Annotated in this window: 10 protein-coding genes and 1 tRNA gene; 3 read left to right on the top strand and 8 right to left on the bottom strand. The window is 67.0% G+C overall.

Annotation, left to right across the window (positions count from 1 at the left end):
* Window positions 1-12 precede the first annotated feature (12 nt).
* The 3 genes from greB to uvrB all read right to left on the bottom strand — a co-directional run bounded on the left by greB (window position 13) and on the right by uvrB (window position 3,849).
* Window positions 13-555, bottom strand: coding sequence for a transcription elongation factor GreB (gene greB, locus GDI_RS10030; protein ID WP_012553064.1), 543 nt, complete (start codon window positions 553-555; stop codon window positions 13-15).
* A 113-nt stretch (window positions 556-668) separates the two neighbouring features.
* A complete protein-coding gene (locus GDI_RS10035) occupies window positions 669-1,568 on the bottom strand; it encodes an aldose 1-epimerase (protein WP_012225860.1) in 900 nt (299 codons plus the stop codon).
* 49 nt (window positions 1,569-1,617) lie between these two features.
* Window positions 1,618-3,849, bottom strand: coding sequence for an excinuclease ABC subunit UvrB (gene uvrB, locus GDI_RS10040; protein WP_012225862.1), 2,232 nt, complete (start codon window positions 3,847-3,849; stop codon window positions 1,618-1,620).
* Window positions 3,850-3,961: 112 nt separating this feature from the next.
* On the opposite strand from uvrB, the gene GDI_RS10045 reads away from it, so the two are divergent.
* The gene (locus GDI_RS10045; protein ID WP_012225864.1) at window positions 3,962-4,771 is read left to right on the top strand and encodes an exonuclease domain-containing protein; all 810 of its coding nucleotides are present in this window, start codon (window positions 3,962-3,964) and stop codon (window positions 4,769-4,771) included.
* A gap of 281 nt (window positions 4,772-5,052) precedes the next feature.
* On the opposite strand, the gene GDI_RS10050 is transcribed toward GDI_RS10045, so the two are convergent.
* The 4 genes from GDI_RS10050 to GDI_RS10065 all read right to left on the bottom strand — a co-directional run bounded on the left by GDI_RS10050 (window position 5,053) and on the right by GDI_RS10065 (window position 14,441).
* Window positions 5,053-6,417: an ABC1 kinase family protein gene (locus GDI_RS10050; protein ID WP_012225868.1), complete on the bottom strand. Its 1,365-nt coding sequence runs from the start codon at window positions 6,415-6,417 to the stop codon at window positions 5,053-5,055.
* A 1-nt stretch (window position 6,418) separates the two neighbouring features.
* The gene (locus tag GDI_RS10055) at window positions 6,419-8,266 is read right to left on the bottom strand and encodes a M3 family oligoendopeptidase (protein ID WP_012225870.1); all 1,848 of its coding nucleotides are present in this window, start codon (window positions 8,264-8,266) and stop codon (window positions 6,419-6,421) included.
* 173 nt (window positions 8,267-8,439) lie between these two features.
* Window positions 8,440-12,981, bottom strand: a complete 4,542-nt coding sequence (gltB, locus tag GDI_RS10060; RefSeq protein ID WP_012553065.1) for a glutamate synthase large subunit — start codon at window positions 12,979-12,981, stop codon at window positions 8,440-8,442.
* A 5-nt stretch (window positions 12,982-12,986) separates the two neighbouring features.
* The gene (locus GDI_RS10065; protein ID WP_012553066.1) at window positions 12,987-14,441 is read right to left on the bottom strand and encodes an NAD(P)-dependent oxidoreductase; all 1,455 of its coding nucleotides are present in this window, start codon (window positions 14,439-14,441) and stop codon (window positions 12,987-12,989) included.
* On the opposite strand from GDI_RS10065, the gene GDI_RS19775 reads away from it, so the two are divergent.
* Complete coding sequence (locus GDI_RS19775; RefSeq protein WP_157871022.1) at window positions 14,428-14,640, top strand: hypothetical protein; 213 nt, start codon at window positions 14,428-14,430, stop codon at window positions 14,638-14,640. The genes GDI_RS10065 and GDI_RS19775 overlap by 14 nt on opposite strands.
* Window positions 14,641-14,650: 10 nt before the next feature.
* Here the strand turns inward: GDI_RS19775 and GDI_RS10070 are convergent, their stop codons facing one another.
* Entirely contained in the window at window positions 14,651-15,574 is a 924-nt protein-coding gene (locus GDI_RS10070) for a complex I NDUFA9 subunit family protein (protein ID WP_012225875.1), read from the bottom strand.
* Window positions 15,575-15,823: 249 nt separating this feature from the next.
* On the opposite strand from GDI_RS10070, the gene GDI_RS10075 reads away from it, so the two are divergent.
* Window positions 15,824-15,910, top strand: a tRNA-Leu gene (locus tag GDI_RS10075).
* Window positions 15,911-16,000: the final 90 nt, after the last annotated feature.

Below are 16,000 nucleotides of genomic sequence, written 5' to 3' on the forward strand. Positions count from 1 at the left end.
CAACGAAAAATCTCATACCATTTCAGCCGGGGCGGGATAGGCAATCCGCAGGATTTCGATCATCTCGGCCCCCGCCGGAGTCAGCAGACGGACCTCGTCCCCCACCCGGCCGCCCAGCAGCGCACGGGCCACGGGCGATGCCAGGCTGACCTGGCCCGCCGCCAGGTCGGATTCATCCACGCCCACGATGACGACCGTCCGTTCGGTATCGTCCTCGGTCACATAGGTGACGGTCGCACCGAAGAACACGCGGTCACGCCGGGTCTGGGCGGCGGGATCGACCACGATCGCCTTTTCGATCCGACGGGTCAGGAAGCGCACGCGCCGGTCGATCTCGCGCAGGCGCTTCTTGCCGTACAGGTAGTCGCCATTTTCCGACCGATCGCCATTGCCCGCCGCCCAGGACACGATATCGACGATCCGGGGCCGTTCATCGCGCAGCAGCGCGTTCAGTTCCCCCCGCATCGCCGCCATGCCCGCGGGCGTGACATAACGCGACACCCCCTCCAGCCGCCGGGGTGCCGCATCGTCGTCATCATTGTCGTCGTCACTCATCGCAAAACAGGCCTCGATGTTGGTCCGGAAACGTGGGCTGGTGAGCGCGAGCGCCACGAAGCGCAGGAAACACGCGTCGGATCGCCACCAGCGCGCGTTTCCGGACCAACATCCTAACAGGCCATCAGGGCGATGCGGATATGTCCCTCCAGCTTTGCGCCGGGGGCCAGGACATGCACGCCCCGATCGATGACGCCGGAATGGTTGAACGCGTCGTTCATGTTCGTCACCGGCTCGACGGCGATGAAGGGTTTGTCCGGCGGGGTGAACAGGACCAGGTGACGGAACGGATCGTCGGCCTCGATCGTCAGGGCCAGCCCTTCGTTCGGCCAGCGCAGGAAGGCCGCGCGTTCCCACCCCGCATAGCAATTGTCGATATCCTGCGTGGTGACGGCATGCATATGCTCGAACGACCAGTCCCCCGTCGCCGGCACGCGCAATGCGGGCAGGTGGTGTTCGTCGTTCGTCCAGACCGTTTCGGCAGCAAAGCCCAGTTGCAGGCCGCTGCGCCGGGGAAAATAGGGGTGGAAACCCATTCCCACCGGCTGGGACCGCAGGTCGGTGTTTTCGATCAGCATACCGATCGACAGGCTGTCCTCGCGCAGGTCGAAGCGCAGTTGCGCACGATAGGCGAAGGGCCACTGGCCGATCACCTGGCCCGTCACCTGCTCGTAGGGGGGATGCCAGTCCAGCACCAGTGTCGCACTGTCGTCGGCCAGCAATTCCAGTTGCCACGGATGCTCCCAGCCATTCCCGTGGAGGGTATTGGACTCGCCGCCAAAATTGGGCTTCATCCGATACTCGGTACCCTCGAACCGGAAATGGCCGTTGGCCACGCGATTGGAGAACGGAACCAGCGGATAGCCCGAAACCGCCCGGCCCCGCTGCGCCAGCAGGTTGGCGTCGCTGACGGCGTGCAGCACGCAGATGTCGCGGCTCTTCCAGTAGGCGACGGCACCCCCCAGTTCGGGCAGCAATCCCAGCCGGCCCGTTCCGGCAGTCAGTTCGATCATTCCGTTCGTTCTCCCGCGTCGCCGGTTGCGTTGCCGTGACGACGTCTTTCTATCGTCCCCCACCTCGGCGGCGCGGTCCACGCCCCTTGGACGGATCATATCCGCCGCCGCCCGGCCCCAACGGCTCGGGTCCCTTGCCCGCCTTGCGCCGGGGCGGCCGCCCGGTGCCTGCCGTCGAGACGGGCACCGGTACCGGGTCCAGTCCCAGTTCCAGCGCCTCCAGCCGCTTGATCTCGTCGCGCAGCCGCGCCGCGGTTTCGAATTCCAGGTCCGCCGCCGCCGCGCGCATCCGCTTTTCCAACTCGGCGATCGCGCTGCCCAAATCCTTGCCGACGAATTCCGCGACATCCCCATCCTTCGTGGGCGCGACGGTGACGTAATCCTGCTCGAACACCGAAGACAGGGCCTCGCCGATCTGCTTGCGGACCGATTGCGGCGTGATCCCGTGCGCCGCGTTCCAGGCCGACTGCTTTTCCCGCCGCCGCGCCGTTTCCTCGATGGCGTAGCGCAGGCTGTCGGTCATCTTGTCGGCATAGAGCACGACGCGCCCGTCCACGTTGCGCGCCGCGCGCCCGATCGTCTGGACCAGCGAGGTGCGCGAGCGCAGGAAGCCCTCCTTGTCCGCGTCCAGGATCGCGACCAGCGAACATTCGGGAATGTCCAGCCCCTCGCGCAGCAGGTTGATGCCGATCAGAACGTCGAACGCGCCCAGGCGCAGGTCGCGGATGATTTCGATCCGTTCCAGCGTATCGACGTCCGAATGCAGGTAGCGGACGCGAATCCCGGCCTCGTTCATGTAATCGGTCAGGTCCTCGGCCATGCGCTTGGTCAGGGTCGTGACCAGCACCCTCCCCCCTGCTGCGATGGTCAGGCGGCATTCCGCCAGCAGATCATCGACCTGCCGTTCCACCGGGCGGATATCGGTCACCGGGTCGATCAGCCCGGTGGGGCGGATGACCTGTTCGGCAAAGACGCCGCCCACGCGTTCCATTTCCCACGGGCCGGGGGTGGCGCTGACGAAGATCGTCTGCGGCCGGAACAGGTCCCATTCCGCGAATTTCAGCGGCCGGTTGTCCAGGCAGGACGGCAGGCGGAAGCCGAATTCCGACAGGATGGACTTGCGCGCGAAATCCCCCCGCTCCATGCCGCCGATCTGCGGCACGGTGACGTGGCTTTCATCGACGATCAGCAGCGCGTCCTCGGGCAAATATTCGAACAGGGTCGGCGGCGGATCGCCGGGCTGGCGGCCGGACAGGTAGCGGGAATAATTCTCGATTCCCTTGCACACCCCGGTGGTCTCGATCATCTCCAGGTCGAACGTGGTGCGCTGCTGCAACCGCTCGGCCTCCAGCAGCTTGCCCTCTTCCGTCAGGTCGTTCAGGCGCTGGCGCAGTTCATGCTTGATGCCGATCACCGCCTGGTTCAGCGTGGGGCGCGGCGTGACATAATGGCTGTTGGCGTAGATGCTGACCTCCTGCAGGTCGCCGGTCTTGTCGCCCGTCAGCGGATCGAATTCGGTGATGGCGTCGATTTCGTCGCCGAACAGCGAGATCCGCCAGGCCCGGTCCTCGTTCTGCACCGGGAACACGTCCACGCTTTCACCGCGCACGCGAAAGGTTCCGCGCTGGAAGGCCGCGTCGTTGCGCCGGTATTGCAGGTCCACCAGCGCCTTGACCAGCCGGTCGCGGTCGATCTCCCCCCCGACCTCCAGCCGCACCACCATGCGCGAATAGGTTTCGACCGAGCCGATACCGTAGATGCACGACACCGAGGCCACGATGATGACGTCGTTGCGTTCCAGCAGCGCCTGGGTCGCGGCGTGGCGCATACGGTCGATCTGTTCGTTGATCTGGCTGTCTTTTTCGATATAGGTGTCCGAGCGCGGGACATAGGCCTCGGGCTGGTAGTAATCGTAGTAGCTGACGAAATATTCCACCGCGTTGTCGGGGAAGAACTGCTTCATCTCGCCATAGAGCTGGGCCGCCAGCGTCTTGTTCGGCGCCAGGATCAGGGTGGGTTTCTGCGTCGCCTCGATGATCTTGGCCATCGTGAAGGTCTTGCCCGACCCGGTAACGCCCAGCAGCACCTGGTCGCGCTCGCCGCCTTCGACCCCCGCCACCAGTTCGCCGATGGCACGCGGCTGGTCGCCCGCCGGTTCGTAGGGCGACTGGATGGTCAGTCGCCGCGTCTTCTCCTTCGGCGGCTGCCGTTCGGGCTGGAAGGTCACGATCTCGTCCGACGGATCGGGACGGCGGGTCTTCTTGCTGGCGGGCGCGGGCATAGTTGCGGACTGTGGGGATCGCGCGACCCGGACGCAAGGCCCATCGCACGCACACCCGCCCCCCGCCGCAATTCGGCCTTGGCATCTCGCCCGCGCGGCCTACACTCGCGGGATGGACGGTTCCATCCCCCCTTCCGGCAGCCCGCCCACGCCGTTCGTCCGCGTGATCGACCTGGAAACCAGCGGGCGGAATGCCGCCGATGGCGGGATCGTCGAAATCGGCTGGCAGGATGTCGCCCGGGACGCCGACGGCACCTGGGCCCTGGCCGGCCCACCCGGGGCGCGCCTGACCCACCCGGGCGGCCCCATCACGCCGCAGACCATGGCGATCCATCACATTACCGACGCGCACGTGCGCGACGCCCCGCCCTTTGCCGAGATCGCGCCCGACATCCTGCACCCGGCGGACCGGCCGGCGGCGATGGCGGCCCATCGCGCCAGTTTCGAACAGGGCTGGATTCGCGGCAGCCTGCCGCCTGCCCTGACGACCGGACTGCACTGGATCTGCACCTATAAATGCGCGCTGCGGCTGTGGCCCGACGAACCGGGACATTCCAACCAGGGCCTGCGCCATTCCCGCCGGCCTGCCGGGCTGGAGCGCGCACTGGGCGACCCGCCGCACCGCGCCGGGCCCGATGCCTATGTCACGGCGCACCATCTGCGCGACATGCTGGCGCTGGCCACGGTGGAGCAGTTGCTGCGCTGGTCGCGCGAACCCGCCCTGCTGACCCGTGTGCCGCACGGCCCGCTACGCGGCCGCCAGATCCGCAACCTGGCGACCGGCGACCTGGACCGGCTGCTGGCCGAGGACCGCCGACGCGGCCCCGACCTGGCCTTCACCCTGCGCACCGAACGCGCGCGCCGCGCCGGGCTAAACGAGACGACGCTAGCGCCGCCGGTTCAGCAGGCCTTTCGCTTTTAACGACGGCTTCGTAAGCCCCGCCGAGGGGCGTCTCAGTTCTGTCCAATTTTCGATCAGGATCTTGAGCGCCCATAGGATGCAGCCAAATCCGATGGCGAACAGGATCGAGCCTGCCGGGTCGCCGACATGTCGGCCAACGACATTCCCTGAAACAACGATTAAGCTTCCGGACTGGGACCATAAGACGATCGCCCGGCGCTCCCTGGTCCATCCGGAGAGCGGCCGGGAAAGTGGCGGCGACAACGGCTCCCTGTCCGCGTCGGACGTTTCATTCATGCGGATCAGGCCTCGATCGGCGTCGGCACTCCGGCAACCCGAATAGCCTCCGCCTGCCGGGCCGCCAGTTGCGCCGCGTCGAAATCGGCGATCAGTTCCTGGAACAGCCGGTACCAGTTCAATTTCGCGCCCAGGCGCAGGAACACGCTGCCCAACCCGATGGCGGAGCGGTCCACCAGCACGAATTCGCGCGGCGGGCGCACCCCGCCCGTGCGCTTCAGTCCGGCATAGACGCGTTCGGCCACCGCGCGGCCGAATTGCGGGTCGTCATTTTCCTGGATGGGACGCACCCGGTCCTGCATCAGCGGTTCGTAGATGAAGCGGGCCCATTCATTGAGGATCCGCATCGTCTCGCGCGACATGTTGGTAAAGCCCCAGGCCTGATAGGCGTGATAGGCCAGGTCCTCGTCATTGCGTTCCAGCGCGCGGTACAGGTCGATGATGCCCTGCACGAACCTAGCCGGGAAGATCCGGATCGCGCCCAGGTCCAGCAGGTTCAGCCCGTAATCGCCCCGCACGGTGAAATTGCCCATGTGCGGGTCGCCATGGATGACGCCGTAACGGTACAGCGGCACGTACCACGCATGGAACAGCGCGCGCGCCATGGCATTGCGCTGGTCCTGCGACGGGTTGGTGTCCAGGACCTTCTGCACCCCGCGGCCCTCCAGCCAGTCCATGACCAGCAGCCGCCGGGTCGTCATGTCCTCGACCGGGGCGGGCACGCTGACATCGGGCCGATCGGCCAGCATCAGGCGATAGAGCCGCAGGTTCGCGGCCTCGCGCAGGTAATCCAGTTCCTCGCGCAGGCGCGCTTCCAGTTCCACCAGCACGTCATCCTGCTGGATGGTACTGTCGATCCGGTAATACAGGCCCACCGCCATGCGGAACTGCCGCAGGTCGGAATCCACCGTGGCCTGCATGTCGGGATATTGCAGCTTGCACGCCACCAGCCGCCCGTCGGGCAGGACGGCCCGATGCACCTGGCCCAGGCTGGCGGCGGCCGCGGCCTCGTGCTCGAAGGTGCGGAAGCGCCGTTCCCAGTCGCGGCCCAGTTCGCTGGCCATGCGCCGGCGCACGAAGCTCCATCCCATCGCGGGGGCATTGGCCTGGAGCTGCGCCAGTTCCACGGCATATTCCTCGGGCAGGGCACCGGGAATGGTGGACAGCAGTTGCGCGCCCTTCATCAGCGGCCCCTTCAGCCCGCCAAGGATGGATTTCAGGTCGCCGGCATGGGCCGTCCGGTCGGTCCGGATGCCCATCTTGTGCCCCGCGATCCGCGCCGCGATGCCGCCGACGGCGCCCGAGGTCCGCACCATCCGGCGGAATTCGCCGAACAGCCCGGTATTGTCGAGATCCCGTTCTTCCGCCACGTCAGGCACGCTCCAGCTCGTCGATAAATCCGGCAATCACATCCAGCCCCTTGCGCCAGAATCCGGGATCGGCCGCATCCAGCCCGAACGGCGCCAGCAATTCGCGATGCCGCATGGTGCCGCCCGCGCGCAGCATGTCCAGATATTTGTCCTGGAAGCCCGCATGCCCGGACTGGAACACGCCATAGAGCGCATTCACCAGGCAATCCCCGAACGCATAGGCATACACGTAGAACGGAGAGTGAATGAAATGCGGGACATAGGTCCAGTAGACGTCATAGTCCGGGGTGAAGTTGAACGCCGGTCCCAGGCTTTCGGTCTGGACCTGCCGCCAGATGGCGCCGATCCGTTCGGGCAGCAATTCGCCCGATTTCCGCTCGGCATGCACCAGGGTCTCGAACCGGTAGAATGCGATCTGGCGGACGACGGTGTTCAGCATGTCCTCGACCTTGGCCGCCAGCATCAGCCGGCGGCGCGCGGGGTCGGTCTCGGCATCCAGCAGCGCGCGGAAGGTCAGCATTTCGCCGAACACGCTGGCGGTCTCGGCCAGGGTCAGCGGCGTGCCCGACATCAGGTAGCCATGGGGTGCGGCCAGCACCTGGTGCACGCCGTGCCCCAGTTCGTGCGCCAGGGTCATCACGTCGCGGGTACGGCCGTGATAGTTCAGCAGCAGATAGGGATGGACCGACGGCACCGTGGGGTGGGCGAACGCGCCCGACGCCTTGCCCGGCGCGGGTGCGGCATCGATCCACGCATGGTCGAAGAACCGGCGCGCGACGGTGCCCATGCGCGGGTCGAACGCCTCATAGGCCGCCAGCACCTGCCGCGTGGCCTGGTCCCATGGGATGATCCGGTCGTCGGCCGACGGCAGGGGGGCGTTGCGGTCCCAATGTTCCAGCTTCTCCAGCCCCAGCCATTTCGCCTTCAGGGCGTAATAGCGGTGGGACAGACGCGGGTAGTCGGTCGTCACGGCCTGGACCAGCGCGTCCACGACCTCGTCCTCGACCATGTTGCTGCGGTTGCGGTAGGAGCCCGGGCGCGGATAGTGACGCAGCGAATCGGAAATCGCCTTGTCCTTGGCCAGCGTGTTGGTGATCAGCGAAAACAGCCGGATATTGTCGCCGAACACGGCGCCGATGGCGCGGGCCGCCCGTTCGCGCACCGCGCGGTCCGGGTCCGACAGCCGGTTCAGCGCCTCGCCGACCGTAAGCCGGCTGTCGTCCAGCGGGATACGCAGGCCGGCCATCGTCTCGTCGAACAGGCGGCACCACGCCGCCGCCCCGGTGACCGATTTCTCGTGCAGGACCTGCTCGATCTCGTCGGACAATTGATGCGGGCGGAAGACGCGCAGGTCGCGCAGGAACGGCGCCCAGACCGCCAGCGCCGGGTCGGCCAGCCGCGCCGCCATCTCGTCGTCGCCGATGCGGTTCAGTTCCAACGTGAAGAACAGCAGATGGGTCGAGATATCCGTCAGCCGCTCGTTCACCGATTGCGAGAACCGGCCGATCGCGGCATCGGACGAATCGCCGGCGAACAGCAGTTGCGCATAGGACGCGGCACGGCCCAGCACCTCGTCGATCCGCTGGTATTCGGCGATCGCCTCCGCCAGCGCGGCCGGCGAGGCCCCGGCCAGGCGCCCGCGCCAGACATCGGCGAACGCGGCCGCGTCCGCTTCCGCCTGGTTCAGGTCGGTCCGCAGCCTGTCCGATTCGGGGCTGTCATACAGGTCGCCCAGGTCCCAGCGCGGCAGGTCCCCGGCCGTGCCGGCCGTCGCCCCGCCCTCGGCCTCGCGCCCGCACCGGCCCCCGCACGGGCCGTCGATCCAGGCGGAAAGATTCTGTCCAGACATCGATGCGCCTCCACCCTGCTGTCCCGCGTTCGCGGTGACCGTATCCTGCCTAACATCTAATGCGGAATGCGCGCGGGCGCGACCCCGCCGACATCATCGGTAACAGGCGGCCAAGACAAACGGCCGGAAGGTCTCCCTCCCGGCCGCCGGTTATCCTGTCCTGCGCCTGAAACCTATGCGCTGCGCGCGGCCTCGGTCGCGGGCACATACCCGATCGCCTTGGCATAGTCGCGCGGCACCAGGTGCCAGAAGCGTGGCAGGACCTGGTCCCATTTATGCAGCAGCAGTTCGGCATAGCGACTATGCGTCTCGCGCGCATGCGTCTGGACCAGGTCGCGCAGCACGGCCTCCCATTTCGGGTCGGCGACGCGCTCCCACAGCAGCGTATCGGGGTTGATCCGCTGTTCGAACGTGCCTTTCTCGTCATAGACGAAGGCCATGCCGCCGGTGAAACCCGCCCCGAAATTGTCCCCGGCCTCGCCCAGGATCACCACCGTGCCGCCGGTCATGTATTCGCAGCCGTTCGACCCGCAGCCCTCGACCACCGCGACGGCGCCGGAATTGCGTACCGCGAAGCGTTCGCCCGCCTGCCCGGCGGCATAGAGCGCGCCCGAGGTCGCGCCATACAGCACCGTATTGCCGATGATCGCGTTTTCGTTCGACACGAGGTTCGAGGATGCCGGCTGCCGCACCACGATGGTCGCGCCCGACAGCCCCTTGCCCACATAATCGTTGGCGTCGCCCAGCACTTCCAGCTTCAGCCCCTGGACCGCGAACGCACCCAGCGACTGCCCGGCCGAGCCACGCAGCCGCACCGTCAGGTGGCCCGGCGCCAGGCGGGTCATGCCGAACTGCCGAACGATCAGCGAGGAAATCCGCGTGCCGATGGCCCGATGCGTGTTCTGCACGTTGTAATGCAGTTGCATCTTCTCGCCATGGTCGAACAGCGGTCGCGCATCGGCGATCATCTGCCCGTCCAGCGTCTCGGGCACCTCGTTGCGGCCCTCAAGCGTGCAGTAACGCGCATGGGGGCCGGGATCGGCCTGCGCCAGCAGGGAATTCAGGTCCAGGTCGTCCAGGTAGTCCGCGCCGCGCGACACCTGCCGCAGCAGGTCGGTGCGGCCGATCACCTCGTTCAGGGTCGAAAAGCCCAGGGATGCCAGGATGTTGCGTACGTCCTCGGCGATGAACGAGAACAGGTTGATGACCTTTTCCGGCGTACCCTCGAACTTCTCGCGCAGCGCCTCGTCCTGGGTGCAGACACCGACCGGACAGGTGTTGGAATGGCACTGGCGCACCATGATGCAGCCCATGGCGACCAGGCTGGCGGTGCCGATGCCGAATTCCTCGGCCCCCAGCATCGCCGCGATCACCACGTCGCGCCCGGTCTTCAGCCCGCCATCGGTGCGCAGCTTCACCCGGTGGCGCAGCCGGTTCAGCATCAGCACCTGATGCGCCTCCGCCAGGCCCAGTTCCCAGGGCAGGCCGGCATATTTGACCGAACTCTGCGGGCTGGCGCCGGTGCCGCCGCTATGGCCCGAAATCAGGATCGCATCGGCCTTGGCCTTGGCCACGCCGGCCGCGATGGTGCCGATTCCCGACCGCGCCACCAGCTTCACCGTCACCGTGGCCTCGGGGTTGATCTGCTTCAGGTCGTAGATGAGCTGCGCCAGATCCTCGATCGAATAGATGTCGTGATGCGGCGGCGGCGAGATCAGGGTGACACCCGGCGTCGCGTGCCGCAGCTTCGCGATCAGGCCCGTGACCTTGAAGCCGGGCAACTGCCCGCCCTCGCCGGGCTTGGCGCCCTGGGCCATCTTGATCTCGATTTCGCGGCAATCGTTCAGGTACTGCGCGGTCACGCCGAAGCGGCCCGACGCGATCTGCTTGATGGCCGAGGACGCGTTGTCCCCGTTGCTGCGGGGCCGCGCGCGGGCCGGGTCCTCGCCCCCCTCGCCCGAATCGGACCGGGCGCCGATCCGGTTCATCGCGATCGACAGGGTCTCGTGCGCCTCGGGGCTCAGCGCGCCCAGCGAAATGCCGGGCGCGATCAGCCGCTTGCGCAACTGGGTGATGCTCTCGACCGCTTCGACGGGGATCGGCGTGCGCCCGCCCTTGAAATCCAGCAGGTCGCGCAGCGCCACCGGCGGCTGGCGCCGCACCGCATCGGCATAGCGGCGATAGATCGAGAAACTGTCGCTGGCCACCGCCGTCTGCAGCATGTGGATCAGGTTGCCGTCGAAGGCATGGACCTCGCCATTGCGGCGCAGCTTGTACTGCCCGCCGACCGGCAGCGGGGTGATCGCCTGATTCCACGCGGTCTGGTGGAAGCTGAGCACGTTGGTGGAAATGCCCGACAGGCCGATGCCCGAGATGCGCGAGGGCATGCCGGGGAAGAATTCCGCCGTCAGCGCGCGCGACAGGCCGATCGCCTCGAAATTGTATCCGCCGCGATAGGCCGAGACGATCGAGATCCCCATCTTGGACATGACCTTCAGCAGGCCCTTGTCCACCGCCTTGCGGTAGCGTTCCACCGCCTCGCGCAGCGACATGTCGCCGAACAGGCCGCGCCGCTGCCGATCGGCGATGCTTTCCTGCGCCAGGTACGGATTGACCGAGGTGGCCCCGACCCCGATCGTCACCGCGATGGCATGCACGTCCAGCGCCTCGGCCGACCGGACGTTCAGCGAGGTGAAGGTGCGCAGCGAATGGCGGACCAGGTGCGTGTGCACCGCCGCGGTCGCCAGGATCATGGGGATATAGGCCCGGTCGGCCGACTGGGCCTGATCCGTCAGGAACAGGTGGGTGCAGCCCTCGCGCACCCTGTCCTCGGCCTCCTGCCGGATGCGGGCGATGGCATCGCGCAGCCCGGCCTCGCCGTCCGCGGCGGGAAAGGTGCAGTCGATGACGAATCCGCTGTCACCGCAGAAGCTCCGCAGCGCCTCGAACTCGCCGGTGGTCAGGACCGGGCTGGGCAGCTGCAGCAGGTCGCACTGGGCCTCGGACTCCTCGAGGATGTTGCCCAGGTTGCCCAGCCGCGTCACCAGGCTCATGACCCGGGTCTCGCGCAGGCTGTCGATCGGCGGATTGGTCACCTGGCTGAAGGCCTGGCGGAAATAATGCGCCAGGCCGCGATAGCGCGACGACAGCACGGCCAGCGGCGCGTCGTCGCCCATCGAACCGATCGCCTCGGCCGCGCTTTCGACCATCGGGTGCAGGATGGTCTCCAGCTCCTCCAGCGTCGTGCCGACCGCAAGCTGGCGGCGGCGCAGTTCGTCGCGGCTGTACAGGACCGGTTCCTGCACGTCGGCCCGCACGACCGAACCGATCTTCTGGATATGCCGGACCCAGGCGCCGAAATCGCGCCGGGCCGACATCAGGTCCAGCAGCGCCTCGTTGCCGTAGAGCTTGCCTTCCTGCAGGTCGAGGCCGATCGTCTGCCCCGGGCCAAGCCGCCCGCGCCGCACGATGTCGGCCTCGGGCACCGTCACCATGCCGGTTTCCGACCCCACGATCAGCAGCCCGTTGGCCGTGACGGTATAGCGCAGCGGGCGCAGGCCGCTGCGGTCCAGCCCGGCCACGACCCACCGCCCGTCGGTGGCGCACAGGGCCGCCGGACCGTCCCACGGTTCCATCACCGCGTTGCAGTAGGCGTACATGTCCTTGTGCTTCTGCGGCATGGCGGAATTCTCGCCCACGCTCGCCGGGATCATCAGCGCCTTGGCCATCGGGGCGTCGCGCCCGGCGAAGGTCAGCAGTTCGTACACGTTGTCCAGCGTCGCGGTGTCGGACCCGCCGGCCTGCACCACCGGCTTCAGGTCCTCCATGTACGGATCCAGCACCGGGTCGGCCAGGCGCGTCTCGTGGCTCTTCATCCAGTTGGCGTTGCCCGAGATCGTGTTGATCTCGCCATTATGCGCCAGGCGGCGGAAGGGCTGCGCCAGCTTCCAGGTCGGGAATGTATTGGTCGAATAACGCTGGTGATAGATCGCGAACCGGCTGACGAAGCGTTCATCCAGCAGGTCCGGATAGAAATTCGTCAGGTGCTCGGCCAGGAACATGCCCTTGTAGATCACCGACCGGCAGGACATCGAACAGATATACAGGTCGACCTGGTTGGCGATCGCGCTCTTCTCGATCCGGCGGCGGATGACGTACAGGTCGCGCTCGAACGTTTCCTCGTCATGGCCCAGCAGGTTGCGGATCATGATCTGTTCGATCTCGGGCCGCGTGGCATTGGCCTTTTCGCCGATGCAGGCGGTGTCGATGGGCACCTGGCGCCAGCCATAGATGCCGTAGCCGAAGGCCAGGATCTCGGTTTCGATGATCTGGCGGCACCGCTCCTGCGCCGACAGGTCGGTCTTGGGCAGGAAGACCATGCCGACCGCGATCTGGCTGTCGACGCAGCCCTCGCCGCCGCTATGGATCGCGTCGGCGAAGAAATCCTGCGGGATTTCGACATGGATGCCCGCGCCGTCGCCGGTCTTGCCGTCGGCATCGACCGCGCCGCGATGCCAGACAGCCTTCAGCGCCGCGATGCCGGCCTCGACCACCTCGCGCCGCTTGCGCCCATCCAGGGACGCGACCAGCCCGACGCCGCAGGCGTCATGTTCCTGCGACGAATCGTACAGGCCCGCGATCCGGCGCGCATTGTCGTGCCATTCGGCCACGAAGTCCCGGTCCGGGGTGACATCCTGCTGGGGAAACTGGTCCATATCCGTCACTCCGCCGCCTGGGCGCACGCGGCCGCCCGGTTCTCCAGCCAGCGATGCATCTGCGTCGCGGCATCCCGTCCATCGCGGATCGCCCAGACAACCAGGCTGGCCCCGCGCACAATATCACCCGCCGCGAAGACGCCCGGCAGACTGGTCATGAAGCTTTCATGATCGATCCGCAGCGTGCCCCAGCGCGACACCGCCAGGTCCGGCTGGCCCCACAGGGTGGGCAGCGGCTCGGGATCGAAACCCAGCGCCTTGATCACCAGGCCGGCTTCCAGCACGAAGGAGCTGTCCTCGACCGGTTCGACCGACTGGCGGCCGCTGGCGTCGGGCAGGCCCAGCTTCATCCGCACGGCGCGCACGCCGGTGACGGTGCCGTCGCCCAGGAACGCCTCGGGCGCGGCCAGCCAGACGAATTCGACGCCCTCTTCCTCGGCATTCTTCACTTCGCGGATCGAGCCGGGCATGTTGGCGCGGTCGCGGCGATAGAGGCATTTGACCGATTTCGCACCCTGGCGGATGGCGGTGCGCACGCAATCCATGGCCGTATCGCCGCCGCCGATCACCACCACCGACTTGCCCTTCGCGTTCAGCATCGCGCTTTCGGACGCCGCCACATCATCCCCCAGCGACAGGCGGTTCGACACCGTCAGATAGTCCAGCGCCTTGACGATGCCCGCCAGTCCCGCACCGGGACCGCCGATATCGCGCGACTTGTAGACACCGGTGGCGATCAGCACCGCGTCATGACGCGCGCCCAGCGTCGCGAACGACACCTGCCCCTCGCCGTCCGCGTCCGCGACGTTCTGGCCCAGATGGAACCGCACCCCCGATTCCTCCAGATAGAGATGGCGCCGCGCGACGATGTCCTTTTCCAGCTTGAAGCCAGGAATGCCGTAGATCATCAGGCCGCCGACGCGGTCGTAGCGGTCATAGACATGCACCTGGTGCCCCTGCTCGCGCAGTTGCATCGCCGCCGCCAGGCCGCCGGGGCCGGCGCCGATGATGCCGATCGAGGTCTGGCGTTCCACGGGCGGGCGGATCGGCTCGACCCAGCCGCTGGCGAAGGCGGTATCGGTGATGAAGCGTTCGACCGCGCCGATGGTGACGCTCTCGAACCCCTTCTCGATCACGCAATTGCCTTCGCACAGCCGGTCCTGGGGGCAGATCCGGCCGCAGATCTCGGGGAAATTGTTCGTCGCCGACGACAGGGCATAGGCCTCTTCCAGCCGCCCCTCGGCCGTCATCTTCAGCCAGTCGGGAATATTGTTGCCCAGCGGGCAATGGATCGAGCAGAATGGGACACCGCATTGCGAGCACCGGCTGGCCTGCTGTTCGGCCTTGCCGACGGCGAATGCGCGATAGATCTCGTCGAAATCCGCGTTGCGTTCGGCAGCCGGGCGCTTGTCCGGCTGGCTCTGCGCCACGGAGACGAATTTCAGCATGCGCTCGGCCATCGGCTTCCCCCTGCGACATCGTGCGCTCCTGCCGAAGCGGGCGCACGTTTCCGGCGGAAGACCTACGATAGACATCACCGTCAAAAAAGACAGCGTGACTGTCCTTTTTGACAAAAAACGCGGCGATACCTCAAATCGGCCCGATGACCAGATCGCAAAATTGGTCCGTATCGGACCAATCAGCCAGATAATGCGTTGACTTTGATCATTTATGTAATTTTGTATCGGCTGAGGTAGGACGGCGCGATCATTTCCATCGGCACGGCATCGATCCCCAACAGGCGCAGGCCGGGGGTGCCTTCCGACGCCACATTGTCCACCGACAGCATCGTCAATTGGTCGCGGGTCAGCATCCGGCCCGGCAGATGCTCCAGCCACATCGCCTGCCACCAGGCCAGCGCGCCAGGCATGGGGAAGATCAGCCGGCTGCGGCCGAGCGTGGCCACGATCCAGCGCATGACACCCTCCATCGTCCAGATCGCGGGGCCGCCGAATTCATAGATCTCGCCACTGTGCCCCTCGCCGGCCAGGATGCGGCGGATGCCCTCGGCCACGTCGGCGGCATAGACCGGCTGGATGCGCGTCGCCGCGCCATAGACCGGCATGACCGGGCTGTATCGCGCCAGTGCGGCGAACAGGTTGGTGAACCGGTCCTCCGGCCCGAACAGGATCGACGGACGCACGATCGTCGCCTCGGGCATGTTGCGCAGCACCGCCTCCTCGCCGGCCGCCTTGCTGCGGCCGTAGGCCGAGCGGCTGTCCGGCGACGCGCCGATGGCCGAGACGTGCAGCAGCCGCCCGACCCCCGCCGACGCCGCCAGCCGGGCCACGCGCGCCGCGCCATCGACATGCACGGCCTGGAACGTCGCCCGGCCGCGTTCGGCCAGGATGCCCACCAGGTTCACGACCACCTGCGCGCTCTCGACCACCGGCACCAGCGAGTCCTCGTCCAGGATCGACGCCCCGAGCGGCACGATCTGCCCGACATCGCCCAGCGGACGCAGCGCCGCCGCCAGGTCGGCACGCCGCGCGGCCACCCGGACGACATATCCGTCCTCGGCCAGGCGCCGGACCACGTAGCGGCCGAGAAAACCCGAACCCCCGATGACCGCCGCCACTTTACGAGTCGCCATGTCCGTCCCCCTTTTGCGCCCGCCCCACGCCGCATCCGCGTGCCAGGCCGTTGTTTAAAGCGACGATATCATACGGGCCGCCGCCCGCCACGCCGTCACCGCATCCCAGCCCTCCCCCCGGCCCGGCCTGTCGCCAGCCCCGGAGGCGACGACGCAACAAAAACGACGCAAATCGTCGAAGCCATGTTGACCGCCCCCCAGCGGCGGAGTAAACGCCCTCCACCACCCCGGAAACGGGGGCCTCTCTGAGCCCAGATGGCGGAATTGGTAGACGCGCAGGTTTCAGGTACCTGTGGCCGCAAGGTCGTGGAAGTTCGAGTCTTCTTCTGGGCACCATCTTTCTGAAAATGATGATCGGCCGACAGGCGCCCCGCTTCAGCGGTGCGCCTTTTTTCCGTTCGGCCCGTGACTTAGCGGAATTTTATT

Origin of the sequence: Gluconacetobacter diazotrophicus PA1 5, assembly GCF_000067045.1 — a bacterium.
Taxonomy (GTDB): Bacteria; Pseudomonadota; Alphaproteobacteria; order Acetobacterales; family Acetobacteraceae; genus Gluconacetobacter; species Gluconacetobacter diazotrophicus.